The organism is Piscinibacter gummiphilus (genome assembly GCF_032681285.1).
Classification (GTDB): Bacteria; Pseudomonadota; Gammaproteobacteria; order Burkholderiales; family Burkholderiaceae_C; genus Rhizobacter; species Rhizobacter gummiphilus_A.
In genome coordinates this window covers 3,220,528-3,241,744 of record NZ_CP136336.1, presented here as the reverse complement: position 1 = coordinate 3,241,744, position 21,217 = coordinate 3,220,528, and the positions used below count along the sequence as shown (strand labels likewise).

Below are 21,217 nucleotides of genomic sequence, written 5' to 3'. Positions count from 1 at the left end.
GCGAAAGCAGGCCCACTTCCACGTGGTGCAACCGTCGTTAGCCGGTTGCTGAGTTCTAACACCCCGAGGGGATGCACGTCCCTTCGGGGAGTCGTGCGTCCTCGAAGGGCAACCAACGAGGAAAGCATGGAAGCAATCATCGATCCCGATGATTCTGCGTCCTCGCATCTGCCGGCCGAGTGGCACGCCATTGATTGGCACCGCGCGGATCAGCAGGTGAGAGCGATGCAAATTCGGATAGCGAAGGCTACGAAGGAATGCGATTGGCGCAGGGTGAAAGCTCTGCAACGGTCGCTGACCCGCTCGTTCAGCGCCAGGGCACTGGCGGTGCGACGAGTGACTGAAAACCAGGGCAAGCGGACGGCAGGCGTCGACCGCGAGCTGTGGGATACGCCGACCCGCAAATGGGAGGCTGTCAGTGCTTTGAAGCAGCAACGGGGATACCGACCTGCGCCGTTACGGCGGGTCTTCATCCCCAAGTCAAACGGCAAGGAACGCCCGCTGGGCATTCCAACGATGAAGGACCGGGCGATGCAGGCTCTCCACCTGCTGAGTCTGGAACCAGTCGTCGAGTCGCAGAGCGATCCGAATAGCTACGGCTTTCGGAGAAATCGCTCAACGGCCGATGCCATGAGTCAGTTGTTCGTCTGCCTATCCCAGAAAGCTGCGGCTCCTTGGGTGCTGGAGGCGGACATCGAAGGCTGCTTCGATCACATCAACCACGAGTGGCTCGTGAGCCATGTCCTCGCGGACAAGGTGATCGTCAACAAGTGGTTGAAGGCAGGAGTGGTCTACAAGGGCCAGCTGACAAGCACCGATGCGGGTACGCCGCAGGGCGGCATCATCTCGCCAACACTGGCGAACTTGGCGCTGAATGGATTGGAGACGGGCCTCGTCGCGCATCTTGTGGCGACGGTGGGCAAGTCGAAAGTCCAGAAGCTCAAGGTCAATGTGGTTCGTTATGCGGACGACTTCGTGATCACCGGAATGTCGCAAGACATTCTCGAAAGCGTCGTCAAGCCGTGGGTGGAAACATTCCTCGCCCAACGAGGGTTGAGACTATCCGTGGCGAAAACCCGTGTGACTCACATCGACGAAGGGTTCGATTTCCTAGGCTGGAATTTCCGGAAGTACTCGGGAACCCTGCTGATCAAGCCAAGCAAGAAGAACGTGCAAGCGTTCTACAGCAAGGTGAAGGGGATCGTGAAGGCCAATGCGATGGTGAAACAGGTGGACCTGATCCAGCTGCTGAACCCAGTCCTTCGGGGTTGGGCGCAGTACCACCACCCGGTGGTCGCAAAGGAGACGTTCCGCAGACTCGACTCGCTACTTTGGTGGCGGTTGACACGCTGGGCACGTCGGAGACATCCGAAGAAGAGCCCACGATGGGTGACAGAGAAGTATTGGTCACGCATCGAAGGCAGGAGCGAATTCGCGGCGCGGATTCGATCCGATGAAGGTGAGGCGCGATGGGCGCGGCTGTATCGGCTTGCCGATACGGAAATCGTCAGGCATCGGAAGGTCATGGGCGGGTACAACCCGTTCGACCCCGAGTGGGAAGCGTATGGCGAAGACCTGCGAGCGAAACGGCTGCTGAAAAGCATGGCCTATCGCAAGCAATGGGCGACGCTATTCCTCTCGCAGCATGGCGCTTGCGTCCGTTGTGGCGAAGCCATCACGGAAGAAACGGGTTGGCACGACCATCACCTGATCGCTCAGGTGAAGGGCGGGTCCAACGCGTTGTCCAACCGGGTACTTCTGCATCCGGTGTGTCATGTTCAACTGCACGCCCTAGGTTTGACAGTTGCGAAGCCGGCCTCTGATTGAGGCTTAGGTGCGGGAAAACGTAAGTCAGGGGTGACTGATACAATCACGTGCTCCCCTAGCCCGCACATATGTTGTGCTTGAGCCGGATGCGGTGAAAGTCGCAAGTCCGGTTCTTAGGGGGGAATCAGTCAGCAATGACTGGTTCCTACCCTCCTCAGGAGCTTCCTCATGCGCCTTCTCGGCAAAGCGCTCACCTTCGACGATGTGTTGTTGGTGCCGGCGTTCTCCCAGGTGTTGCCGCGCGACACCTCGCTCTCCACCCACCTCTCCCGCAACATCCGACTGAACTTGCCCCTGGTGTCCGCCGCCATGGACACGGTGACGGAGGCGCGGCTGGCCATTGCCATCGCCCAGGAGGGCGGCATCGGCATCGTGCACAAGAACCTGTCGCCCAAGCAGCAGGCTTCGGAGGTGGCGCGGGTCAAGCGCTACGAGTCGGGCGTGCTGCGCGACCCCATCACCATCGCGCCCCGCGTGCCGGTGCGTGACGTGATCAACCTGTCGCGCCAGCATGGCATTTCGGGCTTCCCGGTGGTCGACGAAGGCAAGGTGGTCGGCATCGTCACCGGCCGCGACCTGCGCTTCGAGACGCGCATGGACATCCCCGTCAGCGAGATCATGACGCCGCGCGAGCGGCTCATCACCGTGGGCGAAAACGCGACGCTCACCGAAGCCAAGGCGTTGATGCACAAGCACAAGCTGGAGCGTGTGCTGGTCGTCAACGACGCCTTCGAGTTGCGTGGCCTCTACACGGTGAAAGACATCACCAAGCAGACCAACTTCCCCAATGCCGCGCGTGACGCGCAAGGCAAGCTGCGTGTCGGCGCAGCGGTTGGCGTGGGCGAGGGCACCGAAGAGCGGGTCGAGCTGCTGGTCAAGGCCGGCGTCGACGCCCTGGTGGTCGACACCGCCCACGGCCACAGTGCCGGCGTGATCGAGCGCGTGCGCTGGGTCAAGCAGAACTACCCGCAGGTCGACGTGATCGGCGGGAACATCGCCACCGGCGCGGCGGCCCTGGCGCTCGTCGAGGCGGGTGCCGATGGTGTCAAGGTCGGCATCGGCCCTGGCTCCATCTGCACCACCCGCATCGTGGCGGGCGTGGGCGTGCCGCAGATCACCGCCATCGACAACGTGGCCAAGGCCCTCGCCGGCACCGGCGTGCCGCTGATCGCCGACGGCGGCATCCGCTACTCGGGCGACATCGCCAAGGCCATCGCGGCCGGCGCGCACACGGTGATGATGGGCGGCATGTTTGCCGGCACCGAAGAAGCGCCCGGCGAGATCGTGCTGTTCCAGGGTCGCAGCTACAAGAGCTACCGCGGCATGGGCTCGATCGGCGCCATGCAGCAAGGCTCGGCCGACCGCTACTTCCAGGACAACACCGGCGCCAACCCCAACGCCGACAAGCTCGTGCCTGAAGGCATCGAAGGCCGCGTGCCGTACAAGGGTTCCCTCGTCAGCATCATCTTCCAGATGGCCGGTGGTATCCGTGCGTCGATGGGCTACTGCGGCTGCGCGACCATCGACGACATGCGCAACAAGGCCGAGTTCGTCGAGATCACGTCTGCCGGCATCCGCGAGAGCCACGTCCACGACGTGCAGATCACAAAAGAAGCGCCCAACTACCGCATGGAGTGAATGAAGCCCCTCGGCCGGCGGGTACGCCGACCGATCCCCCGAGGGGATGCGGGCCGGCTTGGGAGCGGCCCGGCGCTCGGCCCGCCGCTCCCTGCCGACTTGCTGTGAAGTGAATCCCGAGTGACCGATTCTTCTCTGAACCAGCCGCCCATCGCCGCGGACCGCCCCGCGGCGATGCGCTTCATCCTGCTGACGGTGCTGATCGACATGGTGTCGATCGGCCTGATCATCCCCGTGCTGCCCGAGCTCGTGGGCCGCTTCACCAGCGACCGCGCGGAGCAGGCGTTCTGGTTCGGGGCGATCATGTTCACCTTCGGCGTGGCCAACTTCTTCAGCGCACCAGTGCTCGGCGCGCTGTCGGACCGCTACGGCCGCCGGCCTGTGCTGCTGCTGGGTTTCTGCGGCTTCGCGTTCAGCTACTTCGGCACGGCGCTGGCCGCCACGCTCGGGCAGCTGGTGGCCATCCGCCTGGTGAGCGGCGCTCTTCAGGCCAACGTGAGCATCGCCAACGCCTATGTTGCCGACATCACCACGCCCGAAGACCGGGCTCGCCGCTTCGGCCAGGTCGGCGCCATGTTCGGGCTCGGCTTCATCCTCGGGCCGGTGATGGGCGGCCTGCTGGGTGCCATCGACATCCACCTGCCGTTCTATGCCTCGGGCGTGCTGGCGTTGCTCAACCTCGTCTATGGCTACTTCGTGCTGCCCGAGTCGCTGGCCGTGCAGTACCGCAAGCCGCTGACCTGGGGTGCCCTCAACCCGATCCAGGCGCTCACCCAGCTGAGCAAGCTCGAAGGCGTGGGCATCCTCGTGCTGGTGGTGGCCTTCGGTGCGCTCACCGATTCCATCCTGCGCAGCTCGTGGGTGCTCTACACCGGCTTCCGCTTCGGCTGGGGGCCGCTGGAGAACGGCTGGTCGCTCTTTGCGGTGGGCGTGCTGTCGGTGCTGGTGCAAGGCGTGCTGCTCAAGCGGCTGCTGGCGCGCTTCGGTGCGCGCCGCCTCGCGACGATGGGCCTCATCTCGGCCACCTGCTGCTACGTGCTGTGGGCGCTGGCGACGCAGGGCTGGATGATGTACGCGGTGATGGCACTCAATCTCTTCGGCTTCACAGTGCAGGCGTCGATGCAGTCGCTCGTCTCCAACGCGGCCGATGCCACCACGCAGGGCCGCACCATGGGCGCGGTGGCAGCGCTGACCAGCCTCATGTTCATCATCGGCCCGGTCATCGGCACCTCGCTGCTCGGCGCGGTGTCGCACCTGCCGCCGAGCGATTGGCGGGCCGGTGCGCCGTTCTTCTTCTGCGCCGTCCTGATGGCCTCGTCCACGGCGGTCGCGCTGTGGCATTTCTCGCGCCGGCCGGCTGAGCCGGCACCGCAACCGAACGTCTGAGCCTCCACACCCGAGCCCGCACCATGCACGACAAGATCCTCATCCTCGACTTCGGCTCCCAGGTCACCCAGCTCATCGCCCGCCGTGTGCGTGAAGCTCACGTCTACAGCGAGATCCACCCCAACGACGTGAGCGACGAATTCATCCGTGAGTTCAAGCCGAAGGGGATCATCCTCTCCGGCAGCCACGCCAGCACGTATGAGGACCACGAGCTGCGCGCCCCGCAGGCGGTGTGGGACCTGGGCGTGCCGGTGCTTGGCATCTGCTACGGCATGTTCACGATGACGGTGCAGCAGGGCGGCGAGGTCGAGGCCAGCACGCACCGCGAGTTCGGCTATGCCGAGGTTCGCGCCCACGGCCACACCAGGCTGCTGCAGGGCATCGAAGACTTTTCCACCACCGAAGGCCACGGCATGCTCAAGGTGTGGATGAGCCACGGCGACAAGGTCACCAAGCTGCCGCCCGGCTTCAAGCTGATGGCCTCGACCCCCAGCTGCCCGATCGCCGGCATGGCCGACGAGTCGCGCGGCTACTACGCGGTGCAGTTCCACCCCGAAGTCACGCACACCGTGAAGGGCCGCGACCTGCTCAACCGCTTCGTGCTCGACATCTGCGGCGCCAAGCCCGACTGGGTCATGGGCAACTACATCGAAGAAGCCGTGGCGCGCATCCGCGAGCAGGTTGGCAGCGAAGAGGTGATCCTCGGCCTGTCGGGCGGTGTCGATTCGAGCGTGGCCGCGGCGCTGATCCACCGCGCCATCGGCGACCAGCTCACCTGCGTGTTCGTCGACCATGGCCTCCTGCGCCTGAACGAGGGCGACATGGTGATGGACATGTTCGCCGGCAAGCTGCACGCGAAGGTCATCCGCGTCGACGCCAGCGATCTCTTCCTGGGTGAACTCGCCGGCAAGCCCGAGCCCGAGCAGAAGCGCAAGATCATCGGCAAGCTCTTCGTCGACGTCTTCAAGGCCGAGGCCGAGAAGCTCAAGGCAAGCGGGCAGGGCCACAAAGGCGCGACCTTCCTCGCCCAAGGCACGATCTACCCCGACGTGGTGGAAAGCGGCGGCACCAAGACCAAGAAGGCCACCACCATCAAGAGCCACCACAACGTGGGCGGCCTGCCCGAGCAGTTGGGCCTGAAGCTCCTGGAGCCGCTGCGCGAACTCTTCAAGGACGAAGTGCGCGAGCTGGGCGTGGCGCTCGGCCTGCCGCACGACATGGTCTACCGCCACCCGTTCCCCGGCCCAGGCCTCGGCGTGCGCATCCTCGGCGAAGTGAAGAAGGAATATGCCGACCTGCTGCGCCGTGCCGATGCGATCTTCATCGAAGAGCTGCGCGCCGCCATCGACCCCGCCAGTGGCAAGAGCTGGTACGACCTCACGAGTCAGGCCTTCACCGTCTTCCTGCCCGTCAAGAGCGTGGGCGTGATGGGCGACGGCCGCACTTACGACTACGTGGTGGCGTTGCGCTCGGTGCAGACCAGCGACTTCATGACCGCCGACTGGGCCGAGCTGCCCTACAGCTTGCTCAAGAGGGTGTCGGGCCGCATCATCAACGAGGTGCGCGGCATCAACCGCGTGACCTACGACGTGTCGAGCAAGCCGCCAGCCACCATCGAGTGGGAGTGACCTGAGGCCTCACGCCGCCGCGAGCGCCTCCAGGACCCGCCGCGAATCGCTCACGAACCCGAAGCACTTCTTGACGTTCCAAAGCGTCGCCTCGGTGCAGAAGGGTGGCGACGTGGTGGCGCAGCAGTCCGACAGCAGCACGCAGCCGTAGCCGAGGAAGTTGGCGTCGGTCAGGGAGTGCAGCACGCACTGGTCGGTGTTGACGCCGGCAAAGAGCAGTGTGCGAACGCCGAGGTTGCGCAGGATGCTGTCGAGCGGCGTGTCCCAGAAGCCGCTGATGCGGTGCTTGTCGACCTCGATGTCGCCCGCCACCGGCTTGAGTTCGTCGACGACGGCCGCCGCCCACGATCCTTTCTCCAGCACACGCGCGCCGCTGCCCGGCAAGGGGTCGCCCAGCCCGATGCCGTGCCCGTGCGGCTTGTAGAGGTGGATCTGATTGGGCGGCATGTTGGCCAGGTCGGGCCGGTTGCCCCAGTTGACCCACACGACCGGCACCTCGGCGGCGCGCAGCGCCGGCAGCAGCTGGCGCAGCGGCTCGATCGGTGCGCGGTCGGGTAGGGGGTCACCACCGATGTGTTCCACCCAGCCGCCCGGCGAGCAGAAGTCGTTCTGCATGTCGATCACGAGGATGGCGGTGCGCTGCAGGTCCAGCACGACCCGTTGCGGCTCTGCGTTCAGCCGCAAGCGTCGCTGAGGCGCGGGGGCGGGCGCGAAGTCGACCTCTTCGGGCGAGGCGATCCAGTGCGTGTTGGCAAAGACGCCGAGCGCGCCTGGGGTGTCTGTCGTGCGATGCGCCATGAGGGCTCCTGGATGTGGGTGTGAGTTCGGCCATGCAAATTGCGTGCGCTGGCGTCGACATCACGGAATCCACTACCCCGAAACCACGCGCGGCCTGATGTCCGCCCCGAGGCGTCGTTTCTAGAGTGCAGCCATGCACCTGAAGCTCGTCGGCCTCACCAAACGCTTCGGCACGCTCTGCGCTGTCGACGATGCGACGCTCGAGATCCGCCCAGGCGAAGTGCTGGCCCTGCTCGGCGAAAACGGTGCGGGCAAGAGCACGCTGATGAAGATGCTCTACGGCGTGCACCTGCCCGATGCCGGCCGCATCGAGATCGACAGCAAAGCGCACGCGATCACTTCGCCTCGTCATGCGATGGCGCTCGGCATCGGCATGGTGTTCCAGCAGTTCAGTCTGGTGCCGGCCTTGACCGTGCGCGAGAACCTGGTGCTCGTGCAGCCGGCCGCGCCCTGGTGGATTGGCATGCGCGCATCACGGCTGGCGGCGATCGATGCACACCTGAAGACTATCGCGCCAGGTGTCGACCCCGATGCCTGTGTGGGCCAGTTGCCAGTGGGCCAGATGCAGCTGGTCGAACTCGCGAAGGTGCTGCTGCGCGATGCCCGCTGCGTGGTGTTCGACGAACCGAGCGCGGTGCTCACGCCGTCGGAAGCCGAGCGGCTGTGGGGCCTGATCCGCAATCTCACGGCGCGTGGGCTCGCGGTCGTGCTCATCAGCCACAAGCTCGCCGACGTGCGCGCCTGCGCCGACCGGGTGGCGGTGATGCGCGCCGGGAGGGTGGTGGCGCAGGCGGATGCGCAGGACGCGGGCGATGCGCAGATCGTCGAGTGGATGGTCGGCCGCGCCCCGCCTGCGGTGCGGGCGCCGCATGCGCCTGCCGCCAACGCGGCCGTGCGGCTCGAACTGCGCGGTGTGTCGGCAGGCGTGGCGCGTGGGGTGGACCTCATCGTGCGCGCCGGCGAAGTGCTGGGCATCGCCGGCATGTCGGGCAGCGGGCAGACGGAGCTGGCGGAGGCCATCGCGGGTGCGCTGCCCTTGGCGGCCGGCGAGGTGATCCTCGATGGTCATCGCCTGCGGGCACCGCGGCTCGCGCCGGAGCCGACGCCGCAACTGGGCTACATCGCCCCCGAGCCGCTGCGCAACGCAGTGGCCCCCGAGCTCACGCTGGCGCTGAACCTTGCGCTGAAGCGCATCAACACCTTGCCTTTCATGCCCTCGCGTGCCGAGCTGGCGCTGCGTGCGGTGCCGCTCATCGCGCGCTTCGGTGTGCGGCCGGCCGAACCGCAGGCGCTGGCCGGCCACCTGTCCGGTGGCAACCTGCAGAAGCTGGTGGCGGCGCGTGAGCTGGCCGATGCACCTGCCGCTGTCGTCGCGTGCTATCCGACGATGGGCCTCGACGTCTCCGCCACAGCGCAGGTCTACGACGCGCTGTTCGGCCTGGCGCGCAGCGGCAGCGCCGTCCTGTGGATCAGCGAAGACCTCGACGATCTGCTGCGGCACGCGCACCGCATCGCGGTGATGTTCGAGGGCCGCGTGATCGCGCTGTTCGACGCGGCCCAGGCGACACCGGCCGAGCTGGGTGCGCGCATGGCCGGGCAGGTGGCCGCATGAACGCCGCGCGCCTTCACCGCAGCGCCATCGCCCTGGGCGGATTCGCCGCGCTCGCTGGCGCCTTCTTCCTGCTGATCGGCCGCGGACCGATCGACATGCTCGTGGCCATTGCGCAGGCGAGTGTCGGCAGCGGTTACGCGGTCGGCGAATCGCTGCTGCGTGCCACGCCCATCCTCCTGTGCGCGCTGGCCACGCTGGTGCCGGCGCGCCTCGGGCTGGTGTCGGTCGGTGCCGAGGGCCAGCTCTACTTCGGCGCGCTGGCCGGCACCGGCGCAATGCTGCTCGCGCCTTCCAGCCTGTCGCTGGTGCTGCTGGGCGGTGTGATCGGCGGTGCGGTGTGGGCCCTGGTGCCGGCGCTGCTGCGTGTGGTGGCCGACGTGAACGAGACGATCTCCACGCTCATGCTGAACTACGTGGCGGCGTTGCTCGTCACCTGGCTGGTCTACGGCCCCTGGAAGAACCCGCAGAGCCAGGGCTGGCCGGCGAGCATCGACTTCACCGAGGCCGCGCGCCTGCCGCTGCTGGGCGAGAGCCGGGTGCATGTGGGGCTGCTGGTGGCGCTGGTGCTCGGCATCGCGCTGCACCTGCTCTTCACCCGCAGCCGCTGGGGCCTGGTGCTGGACGTGCTGCGCAGCAACCCGCGCCTCGCGCCGCTCGCAGGCTTGAGCGTCACGCGCCAGGTGTTGTTGACGATGGTGATCGGTGGCGCCCTCGCGGGGCTGGCGGGCATCGCCGAGACCTCTTCCGTGCAGGGCCGCCTGCAAGCCTCGTTCGCCAATGGCGCGGGCCTGTCGGGATTCCTGGTCGCGTGGCTGGCCGGCAATCGTGTGCTGCCGGCGATGGCGCTCGCGCTCCTGGTCGGTGGCCTGCTCGCCGCGGGTGACGGGCTGCAGATGATGACCAGCGTGCCCTCGTCGGCGGTGCTGGTGGTGCAGGGGCTGATGTTCGTCGCGATGCTCGGCGCGGGTGCCTGGAAAAAGGGAGGCGCCGGTGGCTGACACCCTGCTCCAGGGCTTGCCGGTCTCGGCCTTGCGCAGCGCCGCGCCGTTGCTGCTGGTGCTGCTGGGCGAGTGCCTCACGCAGCGCGTGGGCCGCATCAACCTCGGGGTGGAAGGGCAGATGCTGGTCGGCGCGGTGGCAGGCTACGGCGTCACTGCCGTGAGCGGCCAGCCCTGGCTGGGCATGGTGGCCGGCGCGGCGGCGGGTGCCTTGCTGTCGGCGGTGTATGCCTTGCTGACGGTGGCCGCACGCGCCGACCAGTTCGCGAGTGGCCTCGCGGTGCTGATGCTCGGCTTCGGCGTCAGTGCGTATGCCGGCAGCGGCCTCGTCGGCCTGCGCATCGAAGGCTTCGCGCTCGGTGCTGGTGGCACGACGCCCACGCTGTGGCTCGCGGTCGCACTCGTGCCGCTGATCGGGCTCTGGCTTTACGGCACCCGCACCGGCCTTGTGTGGCGCGCGGTCGGCGAGTCGCCTCCGGCGGCGAGCGCCGCCGGCATCACGCCGTGGAAGGTGATCGTCGCCGGCATCGCGGCCGGGGGTGTGCTCTCGGGCCTGGGCGGCGCCGCGCTCTCCATCGACCACACGCGCACCTGGGCCGAAGGCATGACGGCTGGCCGCGGCCTGATCGCGGTGGGGCTGGTGATCGTCGCGCGCTGGAACCCCTGGCTCACGCTGCCGGCCGCGCTCTTGTTCGGTCTGGCCGAAGCGTTGTCGCTGCGGCTGCAGGCCGGCGGCAGCGCGGTGCCGGCGCACCTGCTGCACACGCTGCCCTACCTCGCAAGCCTCGTCGTCTTCGCCGTCACCTGCGCGCGCCTCAAGGGCGGCGGCGGGCCCGAGGCCCTGCGTGCTGTCTTCGCCCGATGACCGCTCTTGCCCGATCACCTTTCGTCAACCCCAGGAGGGACCGCCCCATGAAACTGCTTCGCCACCTCGCCGTGCTCGCCTTCGCCGCCGGCACCGCCATCGCCCACGCCGCCACCATCGGCTACATCTACGTCGGCCCCGAAAAGGACTACGGCTACAACACCTCGATGGATCTTGGGCGCAAGTTCGTCGAGAAAAACATCCCCGGCACCAAGACCCTGCATGTGGAAAACATCCCCGAGACAGCCGAGGTCGAGAAGGTGATGGAGCGCATGATCAAGCAGGGCGGCGCGAGCATCATCTTCGCCACCAGCTACGGCTACCTCGACTACGCCATCGCGCTCGGCAAGAAGTACCCCAAGGTCGCCTTCCTGCACGCCGGTGGCCTGAAGACCGGCGACAACGTCGGCACCTACTGGGCCAACAGCGACGACGCGATGTACCTCGCCGGCATGGCTGCCGGTGCGGTGAGCAAGAGCGGCAAGCTGGGTTTCATCGCCGCGTTTCCCATTCCGCAGGTGGTGCGCTCCATCAACGCCTTCACGCTGGGCGCGCAGGCCATGAACCCGAACGCCACCACCACGGTGGTGTGGACCGGCGGCTGGCTGCAGCCCCCGAAGGAGGCCGAGGCCACCAACTCGCTCGCCGATGCCGGCATCGACGTGATCGGCGAGCAGGTCGACAGCCCGATGACCATCGCGCAGACCGCCGAGAAGCGCGGCATCTACATGGTGGGCAAGGATGTGGACGTGTCGAAGCTCGCACCCAAGGCCGTGCTCACCGGTGCCTCGTGGAACTGGGGCCCGACCATGCTCAAGTTGACGAAGGAGATCCAGGCCGGCAAGTGGAAGCCGAGCCACGTGCGCGGCGACCTGAAAGACGGCACCGTGGTGCTCGACCCCTTCGGCCCGGCCGTGCCCGAGGGCGTGCGCAAGACCGTGCTGGCGAAGAAGGACGACATCCTCAAGGACAAGTTCATCGTCTGGTCGGGCCCGATGACCGGGCAGGACGGCAAGGCCATCCTGCCGGCCGGCACGCGCATGCCGATGGAGCAGCTGGAGAGCATGAACTTCTTCGTCAAGGGCGTCGTGGGCACGGTGCAGTGAGGAGCCCGCCATGAAACCGATGGGTTCCCACCTCGCCAACCGCTGGCGCGTGAGCGCCGCGCACTGCGACCTCACGCGCGCCGAACGCCGGCCGGTGCGGCCGGTCGAACTTGCGGCCGAGCCGCAGGCGGTGACGGTCGACGCCAACCGCAGCGCGCTGATCGTCGTCGACATGCAGAACGACTTCTGCGCGAAAGGCGGCTACCTCGACTACCGCGGCATCGACATCACGCCCGACCGCGCCCCCATCGAGCCGCTGCGCCGGCTCGTGCCCGCGCTGCGGGCGCAGGGGGTGCCCATCGTGTGGCTCAACTGGGGCGTGCGCCGCGACCTGCTCAACATCCACCCCTCGCTGCTGCACGCGCACACGCAGGACGGGGAGGGCGCCGGCCTCGGCGAGCGCATTCCCGGCGGCGCCGAGATCCTGCTGAAGGGCTCGTGGGGTGCGCAGATCGTGGACGAGCTGAATCCGGGCGAGCAGGACATCCACGTCACCAAGCACCGCTTCAGCGGCTTCTGGGACACCGAGCTGGACTCCATCCTGCGCAACATGGGCCTGACCACGCTCTTCTTCGCCGGCGTGAACGCCGACCAGTGCGTGATGACGACGCTGGAAGACGCGAGCTTCCTCGGCTACGACGTGCTGATGCTGCGCGACTGCGTGGGCACCACCTCGCCGCCGTTCTGCATGCAGGCCACCGAATACAACGTGAAGCTGCTGTATGGCTTCATGACGGACTCGGGTGCCTTGCTGTCGGGCCTGAAGGCATGAGCGCCGTCGAAGACAAGCTCGCGGAGATGGGCCTCGTGCTGCCGATGCCGCCCACGCCGATTGCCAACTTCGTGCCCTGGCGGCGCAGCGGCCGCACCGTGTATCTCGCCGGCCAGGTGTGCGAGTGGAACGGCAGCGTGCCCTACGTCGGCAAGCTCGGCCGCGAGTTCACGGTGGAGCAGGGCCAGCAGGCCGCGCGCCTGTGCGCGCTCAACCTGCTGGCCTGCCTGAAGCTCGCCTGCGAGGGCGACCTCGGCCGTGTGCAGCGCTGCCTGCGGGTGGGGGGCTTCGTGAACTGCGAGCCGGAGTTCGAGTTCGTGCCGATGGTGGTGAACGGCGCGTCCGACCTTTTCGCGGCGCTGTGGGGAAGCGAGTTCGGGCGCCACGCGCGCACCGCCATCGGCGTGGCCTCGCTGCCACGGCGTGCGGCGGTCGAGGTCGACGCCATCTTCGAGACCGATTGACGCCCTCGGCACGGTTCATGCACGTTCGCGGAATGGCCTCCTTGCGACTGCCTGCCACCCTCAGCGCCTGGCCGACCGGCGGGCAGGCCCGCTGGCGCTGGGCCTGCTGGTGCCTGCTCTTCGGCCTGCTCTACGGTGCGGCGGCCCGGCTCGGCCTGGCCACCTCCAGCATCGCCCCCAACGTCACGCTGGTGTGGGCGCCGACCGGCCTGAGCCTTTTCGTCTTCCTGCGCTGGGGCCCGGGCCTGTGGCCGGGCATCGTGCTCGGCGACCTGATCGCCAATGCCGGCACCGGCGCGTCGCTGCTCGCCGTGGCCGGCATCTCGCTCGGCAACCTGGCCCAGACCTTCGCCTGCTGGTGTGGCCTGCGCCGCACCGCCTTCGCGCAGGCGCTGGAGCGGGTGCGCGACGTGGTGAGCCTCATCCTGCTCGGCACCGCCTGCGCCGGGCTGAGCGCCGTGATCGGCCCGACGGCGCTGTGGCTCGACGGGCGTGTGCCCACCGACGCCTGGGCCGCCGTGGCGCTGCAATGGTGGATGGGCGACGCCGCTGGCGTGGTGGTGCTCACGCCCTTCCTGCTCATCTGGTGTCGCAGCGCGTCCGCCACCTGGACGCGCGCGCAGGTGGCGGAAGCCGGCGCGCTGCTCGTGCTGCTGGGCCTGTTGTGCGAGCTGGTGTTCGGTGGCGCGCTGCTGCACGGCCTCACGCCCGCACCGGGTTACTACCCCGCATCGCTCGCCCTGTTCCCCCTCGCGGTGTGGGCGGCGCTGCGCTTCGGCCAGCGCGGGGCCACCTTGCTCACGCTGCTCGTCACGCTTGCCGCCGTGTGGGGCACGGTGCGCGGGGCTGGCCCCTTCGTGGACGGCGGGCTCACCAGCAGCCTGGTGCGCTGGTGGGTGTTTGCGAACGTGATCACCGTCACGAGCCTGCTGCTCGCCGCCAGCCAGAGCGAGCGCGACCGGGCCCGTGCGCAGGCCATCCGCGACCGCGACTTCGGCTCCGCCATCCTCGACGCCGAGGGCGCGCTGGTGGTGGTGCTCGACGGGCAGGGCCGCATCGAGCGCGTCAACCGCAGCTTCGAACGTGCGACCGGCTTCAGCTCGGCCACGCTGGTCGGCCAGCGCTTCGAAGAGGCGCTGATCCCGGCCGAGCACCACGCCAAGGTCAGCGGCCATGCCGAGCTGTTGCGCCTGAGGCTCGCCGACAGCGAGAAGCTCGAAAGCCCGCTGCGCCGCCACCGCGGCCCGCCCATCACCGTGAGCTGGACGGCCACCGCCCTGCGCGACGAACACGGCAGCATGACGCACGCCATCGTCTCGGGCATTGACGTCAGTGCTCGTGTGGAGGCGGCGGATGCGTTACGCCAGGCGCGGCGGCATCTCGAGCAGCGCGTGGCCGAGCGCACCCAGGCCCTGGCCGAAGCGAACGCCGCGCTGCAGGTGCAGATGGCCGAGCGGCAGCGGCTGGAACACGAGCTGATAGCAGTCAGCGAACGCGAGCAGCAGCGCTTCGGCCAGGCCCTGCACGACGGCCTGGGCCAGCACCTGACGGCCACCGCCATCCAGGCCGAGCTGCTGGCCCGCGACCTCGAAGCGGCCGGGGCGCGCGACGCCCAGGCGAGCGCCGAGCGTGTCGAGGCGATGCTGTCGTCGGCGGTGGCGCAGACGCGGCTGCTGGCGCGCGGCCTCTACCCGGTCGAGATGGAGGAGGGCGGGCTGATGATGGCGCTGCAGCAGCTGGCCGAGAACACCGAGCGCCAGTTGCGCCGCACCTGCACGCTCGACTGCCCACGCCCGGTCGACGCGCCTGACCACATCGCGGCGGTTCACCTCTACCGCGTGGCCCAGGAGGCGGTGAACAACGCGGTGAAGCACGCACCGGGTGCGGCCATCGGCATTGCGCTGGGGCAGCAGGCGGGCGCGCTGACGCTACGCGTGAGCAATCCCCTGTCGGCCACGACGGCCGGCCAGAGCGAAGGGCGGGGCATCGGGCTGCGCATCATGCGGCACCGGGCACAGCTCATTGGCGCCACCTTCCATGCCGGTGCCAGCGATGGCGCGTGGCAGGTCGAGGTCACCTGGAGGTCCCTGCATGAACGCTGACACGAAGAAGACCCGCGTCCTGATCGTCGACGACCACCCCATCCTGCGGCATGGCATCGCGCAACTCGTGGGCCGCGAAAGCGACTTCGAGGCGTGCTCGGAAGCCGGCACGGTCGACGAAGCCCTGGCCGTGCTGGCCGATCAACCCGCCGATGTCGCGATCGTCGACTTGTCGCTGGAGGAGCAGTCGGGCCTGGAGTTGATCCGCCGGGCAAAGGCACGCCACCCCGCCTTGCAGTGCCTCGTGCTCTCGATGCACGACGAGCGCCTGCATGCCGAGCGTGCCCTGCGGGCCGGTGCGAGGGGTTACCTGATGAAGCAGGAGGCCACGCGCAAGATCGTGGCCGCGTTGCGGCAGGTGCGCGCGGGGCGCATCTACCTCAGCGAGACGGTGGCGAGCGAGATCCTCACGCGCCTGGCGAGCGGCAACGAGCGAAGCGACCCCGCGGGCGGCGCCGTCGGTGGCCTGAGCGACCGCGAGATGGAAGTGCTGCGCCTCATCGGCCGTGGCCTCAAGACCGGCGAGATCGCGCGCAGCCTGCACCGCAGCGTGCACACCATCGAGACGCACCGCGCCAACATCAAGCGCAAGCTGGGCCTGCGCACCTCGGGCGACCTGGCCCGGGCGGCGTTCAAGCTCAGTGAACCTGCGGCGTGTTGACCCACAGCACGCGTGCGGTCACGGTGCCCGGGTTGCGGTAGCTGTTGGTGAGGTGGTTCTTGAAGAAGAAGGAATCGCCCGCGTTGAGCGTGTAGCTGGTCGCCTCGACTGTCAGCTCGATCTGCCCATCGAGCACGTAGCCGAGTGTTTCGCCCTGGTGCGTGATCGGGTCGTGCTTCAGGCCGCCGGGCTCCACCACGTGGATGTTGCCTTCGAGCAGGTTGCCGGCCCCGAAGGGCACCAGGCGCTCATAGCTCACGCGCTGGCCTTCGCGGATGGGGTCGGTGTGGGCGACCGGGCGTTGCCCGTTGCGCAGGACCATGGCCGGCGAATTCGGGTCGGAGCCGAAGAAGGAGGCGAGGTCGCGGCCGAGCGCATCGACCAGGCGCTGCAGCATGGGCAGCGAGGGCACCACGCGCCCGGCCTCGATCTTCGAGACCATGCTCTCGGTGCAGCCCACCTTGTCGGCGAGGTCGCGCATGCGGATGCCGGCGAGCAGGCGCGCATGGCGCAGGCGACCGCCGACCTGCAGGTCGTCGCGGCGTGGTGGCGCCGCGGCCGCGGCGGTCTTTGTCTTGCGAGCCGTGGACGGCTTCTTCTTGGCGGCGGGCGGCCGCGTCGAGGTCTTTGCGGAAGTGGCCATGAGATGTGTGATGTGCCCTCAGCTGCGGACCGGCAGCGGGTGCGAGCCCCGGATGATGCCCGTGTCTTCCGCACCCATTGGCGTGAAGTCGTCGTAGAGGTCGGCGCCGGGAATCGCCGCCGCGCCGGCGCGTGCGACGGCGAGGTCTTGCGCGCCTGTGCCCGAGCCTGCCGCCACGGCGCCGACGACGAACCCGTCGACACGGATCGGCAGCCCGCCGATGAGGTTGGTCCACTTCGATTCATGGGCGAGCGTGACCTGCAACTCCACGTCGGCATGCGCCCCGCCGGTGGGCGCGGCTGAAAGCGCCGCGGTGCGCGCCTTGTTGGTCGACGAGATCACGCTCAGCGCCTTGGCGCCATCCATGCGCGCGAAGGCGAGCAGGTTGCCGCCCAGGTCGACCACCGCGATGCACATCGGCTGGCCGATGGCGTGCGCGTGGGCGATGGCAGCCTGCAGCACACGCTGCGCGCCATGCAGGGTCAGCTGCCGGGCCGGGGTGGTGTCGTCGCTCATGGGCTCTCTCCTTGTCCTCTTCGATGGCCGAAGCAAGCGCTGCGCCATCGCTGCATGCACTGGCATTGTCAGTCAAGTCACTTTCCTGTGCATCTTGAAAGTGCGCGTGCGCGGAACGGGTGCGCCCCGCTGGCGTGCCATCGGCGAAAGCAGTCGGCCCCACATAAGGGCGGGCTCAGCCGACATGCCTCTGTGGCAAGTCACGAGACGCATGGGCCCGTTTGGTGCGCCGCCACATTGGCATGCGATATGCGTTGGCGTGCCGCATGGCCTTCGTCTGGAAACGACTCCTCGGCACGCTGCCCAGCCTGGCGGGCATCGTCGTCATCACCTTCCTCCTGTCGCACGCGCTGCCGGGCGATCCGGCGGCCTACTTCGCCGGGCCGGCGGCCAACGACGAGTCGATCGCGCAGATCCGCGCCAAGCTTGGGCTCGACAAGCCGCTCATCGAGCAGTTCTTCCGCTACCTCGGTGACTTGGCGCAGGGCAACCTCGGCACCTCGCTCACCACGGGCCAGCCGGTGCTGCACGACCTGCTGGTGCGCCTGCCTGCATCGCTCGAGCTGAGCGTGTGCGCGCTGGTCTTCGCACTCGCCTTCGCGATCCCGATGGGCGTGCTGGCCGCAACCAAGCCCGATTCGTGGGTCGATCACCTGTGCCGCGGCAGCATCACGGTGGGCTCGGCCTTCCCCACCTTCTTCGTCGGGCTGTTGCTGGTGTATGTCTTCTATTTCCTGCTCGACCTGGCGCCGCAGCCGGTGGGCCGGCTCAACGAGATCCTCAATTCGCCGCCGCCCACGGTGACCGGCGCGTACCTCGTCGACAGCCTGCTCGCCGGTGACGGCGCCACCTTCCGCGCCGCGGCCGGCCAGCTCGTGCTGCCCTCCATCGCGCTCGGCCTCTTCGCGCTGGCGCCCATCGCGCGCATCACCCGCGCCGCCATGCTGGGCGCGCTCGGCTCCGACTTCGTGCGCACCGCGCGCGCCGGCGGCCTGGCCCCGCGCACGGTGATCTTCACCTACGCGTTTCGCAATGCGCTGCTGCCGCTGGTCAACGTGATGGGCATGGTGTTCAGCTTCCTGCTCGGCTCCAACGTGCTGATCGAGCAGGTGTTTGGCTGGCAGGGCATCGGCGCCTACGCGGTGAGCGCGGTGCTGGCGTCGGACTACGCCGCGGTGCAGGGCTTCGTGCTGATGATGGCGCTGCTCTACATCCTGCTCAATCTTTCGATCGACATCGCCAGCACGCTGATCGACCCGCGCGTGCGCTTCGAGGGGTGACCATGCAACTCGCCGCACGTTTCACCCTCGTCGCCCGCAACACCCGCTACGTCTTCGGCGAGAACCGGCTCACGCTGGTCGCGGTCGTCATCCTCGCGCTGCTCCTGCTGTGCGCACTCTTCGGGCCCTGGCTCGCGCCCTACGACCCGCTGATGACCGACGGCACGGCGCGCCTGCAGCCGCCCTCGGCTGCGCACTGGTTCGGCACCGATGCGCTGGGCCGCGACATCCTGAGCCGCGTGATCGTCGCCGCCCGGCTCGACCTCGGCATGGCCATCTCCGCGGTGGCGCTGTCGTTCGCGATCGGCCTCGCGCTCGGTGCGCTGGCCGGCTACTTCGGCGGGTGGACCGACCGTGTACTGGGCCGGCTGATGGACACCATCATGGCCTTCCCGCTCTTCGTGCTGGCCATGGGGATCGTCGCGGCGCTGGGCAACAACGTGCTCAACATCATCATCGCGACCATCGTCATCAACCTGCCGTTCTACTTCCGCTTCGCCCGCGGCGAGGTCAACGTGCGGCGCGACCTGGGCTACGTGGAGGCGGCGCGCATGGGCGGCAACACGCCGCTGCAGGTGCTGATGCACCACATCGTGCCGAACATCCTGCCGCCGATGGCGGTGCAGGCCTCGCTCAACATGGGCTGGGCCATCCTCAACGCGGCCGGCCTGTCCTTCATCGGCCTGGGCGTGCGCGCGCCCACGCCGGAGTGGGGAATCATGGTGTCGGAAGGTGCGAGCAACATCATCTCGGGCGAGTGGTGGACCTTCGCCTTCCCCGGCATGGCGCTGGTGCTCGCGGTGTTCTGCTTCAACCTGCTGGGCGACGGCTTGCGCGACCTGCTCGACCCGCGGAGGCGCACATGAGGCGGGCCGAGCGCCGGGCCGCTCCCAAGCCGGCCCGCATCCCCTCGGGGGATCGGCCGATGTACCCATCGGACGAGGGGCAGTCATGAGCGCGCTCCTCGATGTGAGCGACCTGTCGCTCAACTTCCGCACGCGCCACGGCACAGTCAAGGCGTTGGAGAACGTCTCGCTCAGCATCGAGCGCGGCGAGATCGTCGGCGTGGTTGGCGAGAGCGGCTCCGGCAAGTCCGTCATGGCCTACACCGTGATGGGCCTGCAGGACGACGCGGCGCGCATCGAAGGCGGCGCCATCACTTTCGGTGGCACCGACCTGCTCAAGGCCACGCCCTCGGCGCTCGGCGAGCTCCGCGGGCGCGAGCTGTCGATGATCTTCCAGAGCCCACGCACCGCGCTCAACCCGATCCGCAAGGTGGGCCACCAGATCGAAGACGTGCTCGGCCGCCACGCCGCGGTGAAGCGCGACGACCTGAAGCAGCGTGCCGTGCAGGCGCTCGCACGCGTGCGCATCCCCGACCCCGAGCGCCGCTACCACGCCTACCCCTTCGAACTCTCGGGCGGCATGTGCCAGCGCGTGATGATCGCCATGGCGCTCGCCTGCACTCCGGCCCTGCTGATCGCCGACGAGCCCACCACCGGGCTCGACGTCACCACCCAGGCGGTGATCCTCGACCTGATCCGCGACATGAGCCGCAGCCAGCGCATGGCCACCCTCCTCATCACGCACGACCTCGGCCTCGCGGGCGAGTACTGCGACCGCATCGCGGTGATGCACGCCGGTCATCTGGTGGAAGTGGCGCCCACCGAGGCGCTGCTGCGCTCGCCCGCGCATCCGTACACCCGGCAGCTGCTCGCCGCCACGCCCACGCCGCAGACCACGCTGATGGGCCTGTCGGCCATTCCCGGCCAGCTGCCCGACCTGCGCGGCGAATTGCCGGTGTGCCGCTTCCAGCACCGCTGCACCCGCGCCACGGCGGCCTGCAGCGAGGCGCCCCTCGCCTGGGTCGAACTCGCCCCGGGCCATCGCGTGCGCTGCCGTCACCCGCTATGAACATGCCCGAACGCCTGCACGACATGAGCGCTGCGCTGGACGCGCCAGCCCCGCCTGCGCTGCTGGAGGTGCAAAAGCTCGTCAAGCACTACCCCGTGAGCGGCGGCAAGCTGCTGCATGCGGTCGACGAGGTGAGCTTGAGCATCGGCCACGGCGAATGCGTGGGCCTGGTGGGCGAATCGGGCTGCGGCAAGTCGACGCTCGCGCGCCTGCTCGCCCAGCTCATCACGCCCACCTCGGGCCGCGTGCTGTTTGACGGCCAAGACCTGAGCGCGATGACTCCCCGCCAGCTCGCGCGCTCGCCGCTGCGTGCGCGCATCCAGATGGTTTTCCAGGACCCGACCGAAAGCCTGAACCCGTCGATGCGCGTGTTCGACGCCATCGCCGACCCGCTGCGCCGCCTGCTGAAGATTCGCGATCGTGCCGAGCTCGACACCCGTGTGCGCCGCGCCGCCGAGATGGTCGGTCTGTCCGATGAGCTGGTGCTGCGCTACCCGCATCAGCTTTCAGGCGGCCAGCGCGCCCGTGTCGGCATCGCGCGCGCCATCGTGGTGGAGCCTTCGCTGCTGATCCTCGACGAGCCCACTTCCGCACTCGACGTCTCGGTGCAGGCGGTGATCCTGCGCCTGCTCGACGAACTGCGCGGGCGCCTGGGCATGAGCTACCTCTTCGTCTCGCACGACCTCAACGTCGTGCGGCTGCTGTGCGAGCGCATCGTGGTGATGTACCTCGGTAAGGTGGTCGAGGTGGCGCCGGCCGAAACGCTCTTCACCGCACCTGCCCACCCCTACACCCAGGCGCTGATCGCCGCCATTCCCGACCCCGCGCGTCGCGGCGAGCAGCGCCTGCGGCTCGAAGGCTCACCCCGAAGCCCCATCGACCCCGACCCCCAGTCCTGCCGCTTCCATGGCCGGTGCCCGAAAGGCACCGACCGCTGCGTGACGGCGATGCCCGTGCTGCGACGGATGGGCGAGGGCCATTTCGCCGCCTGCCACTTCGCGTGAAGA

General features: G+C 68.4%; 19 protein-coding genes. 16 read left to right on the top strand and 3 right to left on the bottom strand.

Annotated elements, in window-relative coordinates:
* Positions 1-126: 126 nt before the first annotated feature.
* The 4 genes from ltrA (at position 127) to guaA (ending at position 6,479) form a co-directional block, all read left to right on the top strand.
* Positions 127-1,827 (top strand): group II intron reverse transcriptase/maturase, encoded by a 1,701-nt coding sequence (ltrA, locus tag RXV79_RS15095; RefSeq protein ID WP_316698626.1) that lies wholly within the window; start codon positions 127-129, stop codon positions 1,825-1,827.
* A 168-nt stretch (positions 1,828-1,995) separates the two neighbouring features.
* Positions 1,996-3,465 (top strand): IMP dehydrogenase, encoded by a 1,470-nt coding sequence (guaB, locus tag RXV79_RS15090; RefSeq protein WP_316698625.1) that lies wholly within the window; start codon positions 1,996-1,998, stop codon positions 3,463-3,465.
* A gap of 120 nt (positions 3,466-3,585) precedes the next feature.
* Positions 3,586-4,851 carry an MFS transporter gene (locus RXV79_RS15085; RefSeq protein WP_316698624.1) on the top strand — a complete coding sequence of 422 codons (1,266 nt, stop codon included), beginning with the start codon at positions 3,586-3,588 and terminating at the stop codon, positions 4,849-4,851.
* Between the two features lie 23 nt (positions 4,852-4,874).
* A complete protein-coding gene (guaA, locus tag RXV79_RS15080; RefSeq protein WP_316698623.1) occupies positions 4,875-6,479 on the top strand; it encodes a glutamine-hydrolyzing GMP synthase in 1,605 nt (534 codons plus the stop codon).
* Between the two features lie 9 nt (positions 6,480-6,488).
* Here the strand turns inward: guaA and RXV79_RS15075 are convergent, their stop codons facing one another.
* Positions 6,489-7,277: a cysteine hydrolase family protein gene (locus RXV79_RS15075; protein ID WP_316698622.1), complete on the bottom strand. Its 789-nt coding sequence runs from the start codon at positions 7,275-7,277 to the stop codon at positions 6,489-6,491.
* A gap of 133 nt (positions 7,278-7,410) precedes the next feature.
* Between RXV79_RS15075 and RXV79_RS15070 the strand changes: the two genes are divergently transcribed.
* From RXV79_RS15070 to RXV79_RS15035, 8 genes are read left to right on the top strand one after another with little or no spacing between them, the layout of a single operon-like run.
* Positions 7,411-8,889: an ABC transporter ATP-binding protein gene (locus RXV79_RS15070; RefSeq protein WP_316698621.1), complete on the top strand. Its 1,479-nt coding sequence runs from the start codon at positions 7,411-7,413 to the stop codon at positions 8,887-8,889.
* The gene (locus RXV79_RS15065) at positions 8,886-9,887 is read left to right on the top strand and encodes an ABC transporter permease (protein ID WP_316698620.1); all 1,002 of its coding nucleotides are present in this window, start codon (positions 8,886-8,888) and stop codon (positions 9,885-9,887) included. The genes RXV79_RS15070 and RXV79_RS15065 overlap by 4 nt, the downstream gene beginning before the upstream one ends.
* Positions 9,880-10,752 carry an ABC transporter permease gene (locus RXV79_RS15060; protein WP_316698619.1) on the top strand — a complete coding sequence of 291 codons (873 nt, stop codon included), beginning with the start codon at positions 9,880-9,882 and terminating at the stop codon, positions 10,750-10,752. Before RXV79_RS15065 ends, RXV79_RS15060 begins: the two co-directional genes overlap by 8 nt.
* A 47-nt stretch (positions 10,753-10,799) precedes the next feature.
* The gene (locus tag RXV79_RS15055) at positions 10,800-11,858 is read left to right on the top strand and encodes a BMP family ABC transporter substrate-binding protein (protein ID WP_316698618.1); all 1,059 of its coding nucleotides are present in this window, start codon (positions 10,800-10,802) and stop codon (positions 11,856-11,858) included.
* A gap of 10 nt (positions 11,859-11,868) precedes the next feature.
* On the top strand, positions 11,869-12,630 hold the full coding sequence (locus RXV79_RS15050; protein WP_316698616.1) for a cysteine hydrolase family protein: 762 nt from the start codon (positions 11,869-11,871) through the stop codon (positions 12,628-12,630).
* The gene (locus RXV79_RS15045) at positions 12,627-13,094 is read left to right on the top strand and encodes a RidA family protein (protein ID WP_316698615.1); all 468 of its coding nucleotides are present in this window, start codon (positions 12,627-12,629) and stop codon (positions 13,092-13,094) included. Before RXV79_RS15050 ends, RXV79_RS15045 begins: the two co-directional genes overlap by 4 nt.
* Positions 13,095-13,126: 32 nt before the next feature.
* Positions 13,127-15,196: an MASE1 domain-containing protein gene (locus RXV79_RS15040; RefSeq protein WP_316698613.1), complete on the top strand. Its 2,070-nt coding sequence runs from the start codon at positions 13,127-13,129 to the stop codon at positions 15,194-15,196.
* Positions 15,186-15,857, top strand: a complete 672-nt coding sequence (locus RXV79_RS15035; protein WP_316698612.1) for a response regulator — start codon at positions 15,186-15,188, stop codon at positions 15,855-15,857. The genes RXV79_RS15040 and RXV79_RS15035 overlap by 11 nt, the downstream gene beginning before the upstream one ends.
* Here the strand turns inward: RXV79_RS15035 and RXV79_RS15030 are convergent.
* Together RXV79_RS15030 and RXV79_RS15025 are read right to left on the bottom strand one after the other, a co-directional pair.
* Positions 15,835-16,500, bottom strand: a complete 666-nt coding sequence (locus RXV79_RS15030; protein ID WP_316698611.1) for a cupin domain-containing protein — start codon at positions 16,498-16,500, stop codon at positions 15,835-15,837. The two genes, RXV79_RS15035 and RXV79_RS15030, sit on opposite strands and share 23 nt — an antisense overlap.
* An 18-nt stretch (positions 16,501-16,518) precedes the next feature.
* Positions 16,519-17,016 carry a GlcG/HbpS family heme-binding protein gene (locus RXV79_RS15025; RefSeq protein ID WP_201812144.1) on the bottom strand — a complete coding sequence of 166 codons (498 nt, stop codon included), beginning with the start codon at positions 17,014-17,016 and terminating at the stop codon, positions 16,519-16,521.
* Positions 17,017-17,282: 266 nt separating this feature from the next.
* Here RXV79_RS15025 and RXV79_RS15020 point away from each other — a divergent pair, with 266 nt between their 5' ends.
* The 4 genes from RXV79_RS15020 (at position 17,283) to RXV79_RS15005 (ending at position 21,214) form a co-directional block, all read left to right on the top strand.
* Positions 17,283-18,296, top strand: a complete 1,014-nt coding sequence (locus RXV79_RS15020; protein WP_316698609.1) for an ABC transporter permease — start codon at positions 17,283-17,285, stop codon at positions 18,294-18,296.
* A 2-nt stretch (positions 18,297-18,298) separates the two neighbouring features.
* Positions 18,299-19,162, top strand: coding sequence for an ABC transporter permease (locus tag RXV79_RS15015; protein WP_316698608.1), 864 nt, complete (start codon positions 18,299-18,301; stop codon positions 19,160-19,162).
* An 85-nt stretch (positions 19,163-19,247) separates the two neighbouring features.
* Positions 19,248-20,210, top strand: a complete 963-nt coding sequence (locus RXV79_RS15010; protein WP_316698606.1) for an ABC transporter ATP-binding protein — start codon at positions 19,248-19,250, stop codon at positions 20,208-20,210.
* Positions 20,207-21,214 carry an ABC transporter ATP-binding protein gene (locus tag RXV79_RS15005; RefSeq protein ID WP_316698604.1) on the top strand — a complete coding sequence of 336 codons (1,008 nt, stop codon included), beginning with the start codon at positions 20,207-20,209 and terminating at the stop codon, positions 21,212-21,214. The genes RXV79_RS15010 and RXV79_RS15005 overlap by 4 nt, the downstream gene beginning before the upstream one ends.
* The last annotated feature ends 3 nt before the right edge of the window (positions 21,215-21,217 follow it).

What these genes read in the sequence shown, in the direction of transcription:
- ltrA (WP_316698626.1), top strand. Translation starts at nt 127, where the DNA reads ATGGAAGCAATCATCGATCCCGATGATTCTGCGTCCTCGCATCTGCCG.
- guaB (WP_316698625.1), top strand. Translation starts at nt 1,996, where the DNA reads ATGCGCCTTCTCGGCAAAGCGCTCACCTTCGACGATGTGTTGTTGGTG.
- guaA (WP_316698623.1), top strand. Translation starts at nt 4,875, where the DNA reads ATGCACGACAAGATCCTCATCCTCGACTTCGGCTCCCAGGTCACCCAG.
- RXV79_RS15075 (WP_316698622.1), bottom strand. Translation starts at nt 7,277, where the DNA reads ATGGCGCATCGCACGACAGACACCCCAGGCGCGCTCGGCGTCTTTGCC.
- RXV79_RS15070 (WP_316698621.1), top strand. Translation starts at nt 7,411, where the DNA reads ATGCACCTGAAGCTCGTCGGCCTCACCAAACGCTTCGGCACGCTCTGC.
- RXV79_RS15065 (WP_316698620.1), top strand. Translation starts at nt 8,886, where the DNA reads ATGAACGCCGCGCGCCTTCACCGCAGCGCCATCGCCCTGGGCGGATTC.
- RXV79_RS15055 (WP_316698618.1), top strand. Translation starts at nt 10,800, where the DNA reads ATGAAACTGCTTCGCCACCTCGCCGTGCTCGCCTTCGCCGCCGGCACC.
- RXV79_RS15050 (WP_316698616.1), top strand. Translation starts at nt 11,869, where the DNA reads ATGAAACCGATGGGTTCCCACCTCGCCAACCGCTGGCGCGTGAGCGCC.
- RXV79_RS15045 (WP_316698615.1), top strand. Translation starts at nt 12,627, where the DNA reads ATGAGCGCCGTCGAAGACAAGCTCGCGGAGATGGGCCTCGTGCTGCCG.
- RXV79_RS15040 (WP_316698613.1), top strand. Translation starts at nt 13,127, where the DNA reads ATGGCCTCCTTGCGACTGCCTGCCACCCTCAGCGCCTGGCCGACCGGC.
- RXV79_RS15035 (WP_316698612.1), top strand. Translation starts at nt 15,186, where the DNA reads ATGAACGCTGACACGAAGAAGACCCGCGTCCTGATCGTCGACGACCAC.
- RXV79_RS15030 (WP_316698611.1), bottom strand. Translation starts at nt 16,500, where the DNA reads ATGGCCACTTCCGCAAAGACCTCGACGCGGCCGCCCGCCGCCAAGAAG.
- RXV79_RS15025 (WP_201812144.1), bottom strand. Translation starts at nt 17,016, where the DNA reads ATGAGCGACGACACCACCCCGGCCCGGCAGCTGACCCTGCATGGCGCG.
- RXV79_RS15020 (WP_316698609.1), top strand. Translation starts at nt 17,283, where the DNA reads ATGGCCTTCGTCTGGAAACGACTCCTCGGCACGCTGCCCAGCCTGGCG.
- RXV79_RS15015 (WP_316698608.1), top strand. Translation starts at nt 18,299, where the DNA reads ATGCAACTCGCCGCACGTTTCACCCTCGTCGCCCGCAACACCCGCTAC.
- RXV79_RS15010 (WP_316698606.1), top strand. Translation starts at nt 19,248, where the DNA reads ATGAGCGCGCTCCTCGATGTGAGCGACCTGTCGCTCAACTTCCGCACG.
- RXV79_RS15005 (WP_316698604.1), top strand. Translation starts at nt 20,207, where the DNA reads ATGAACATGCCCGAACGCCTGCACGACATGAGCGCTGCGCTGGACGCG.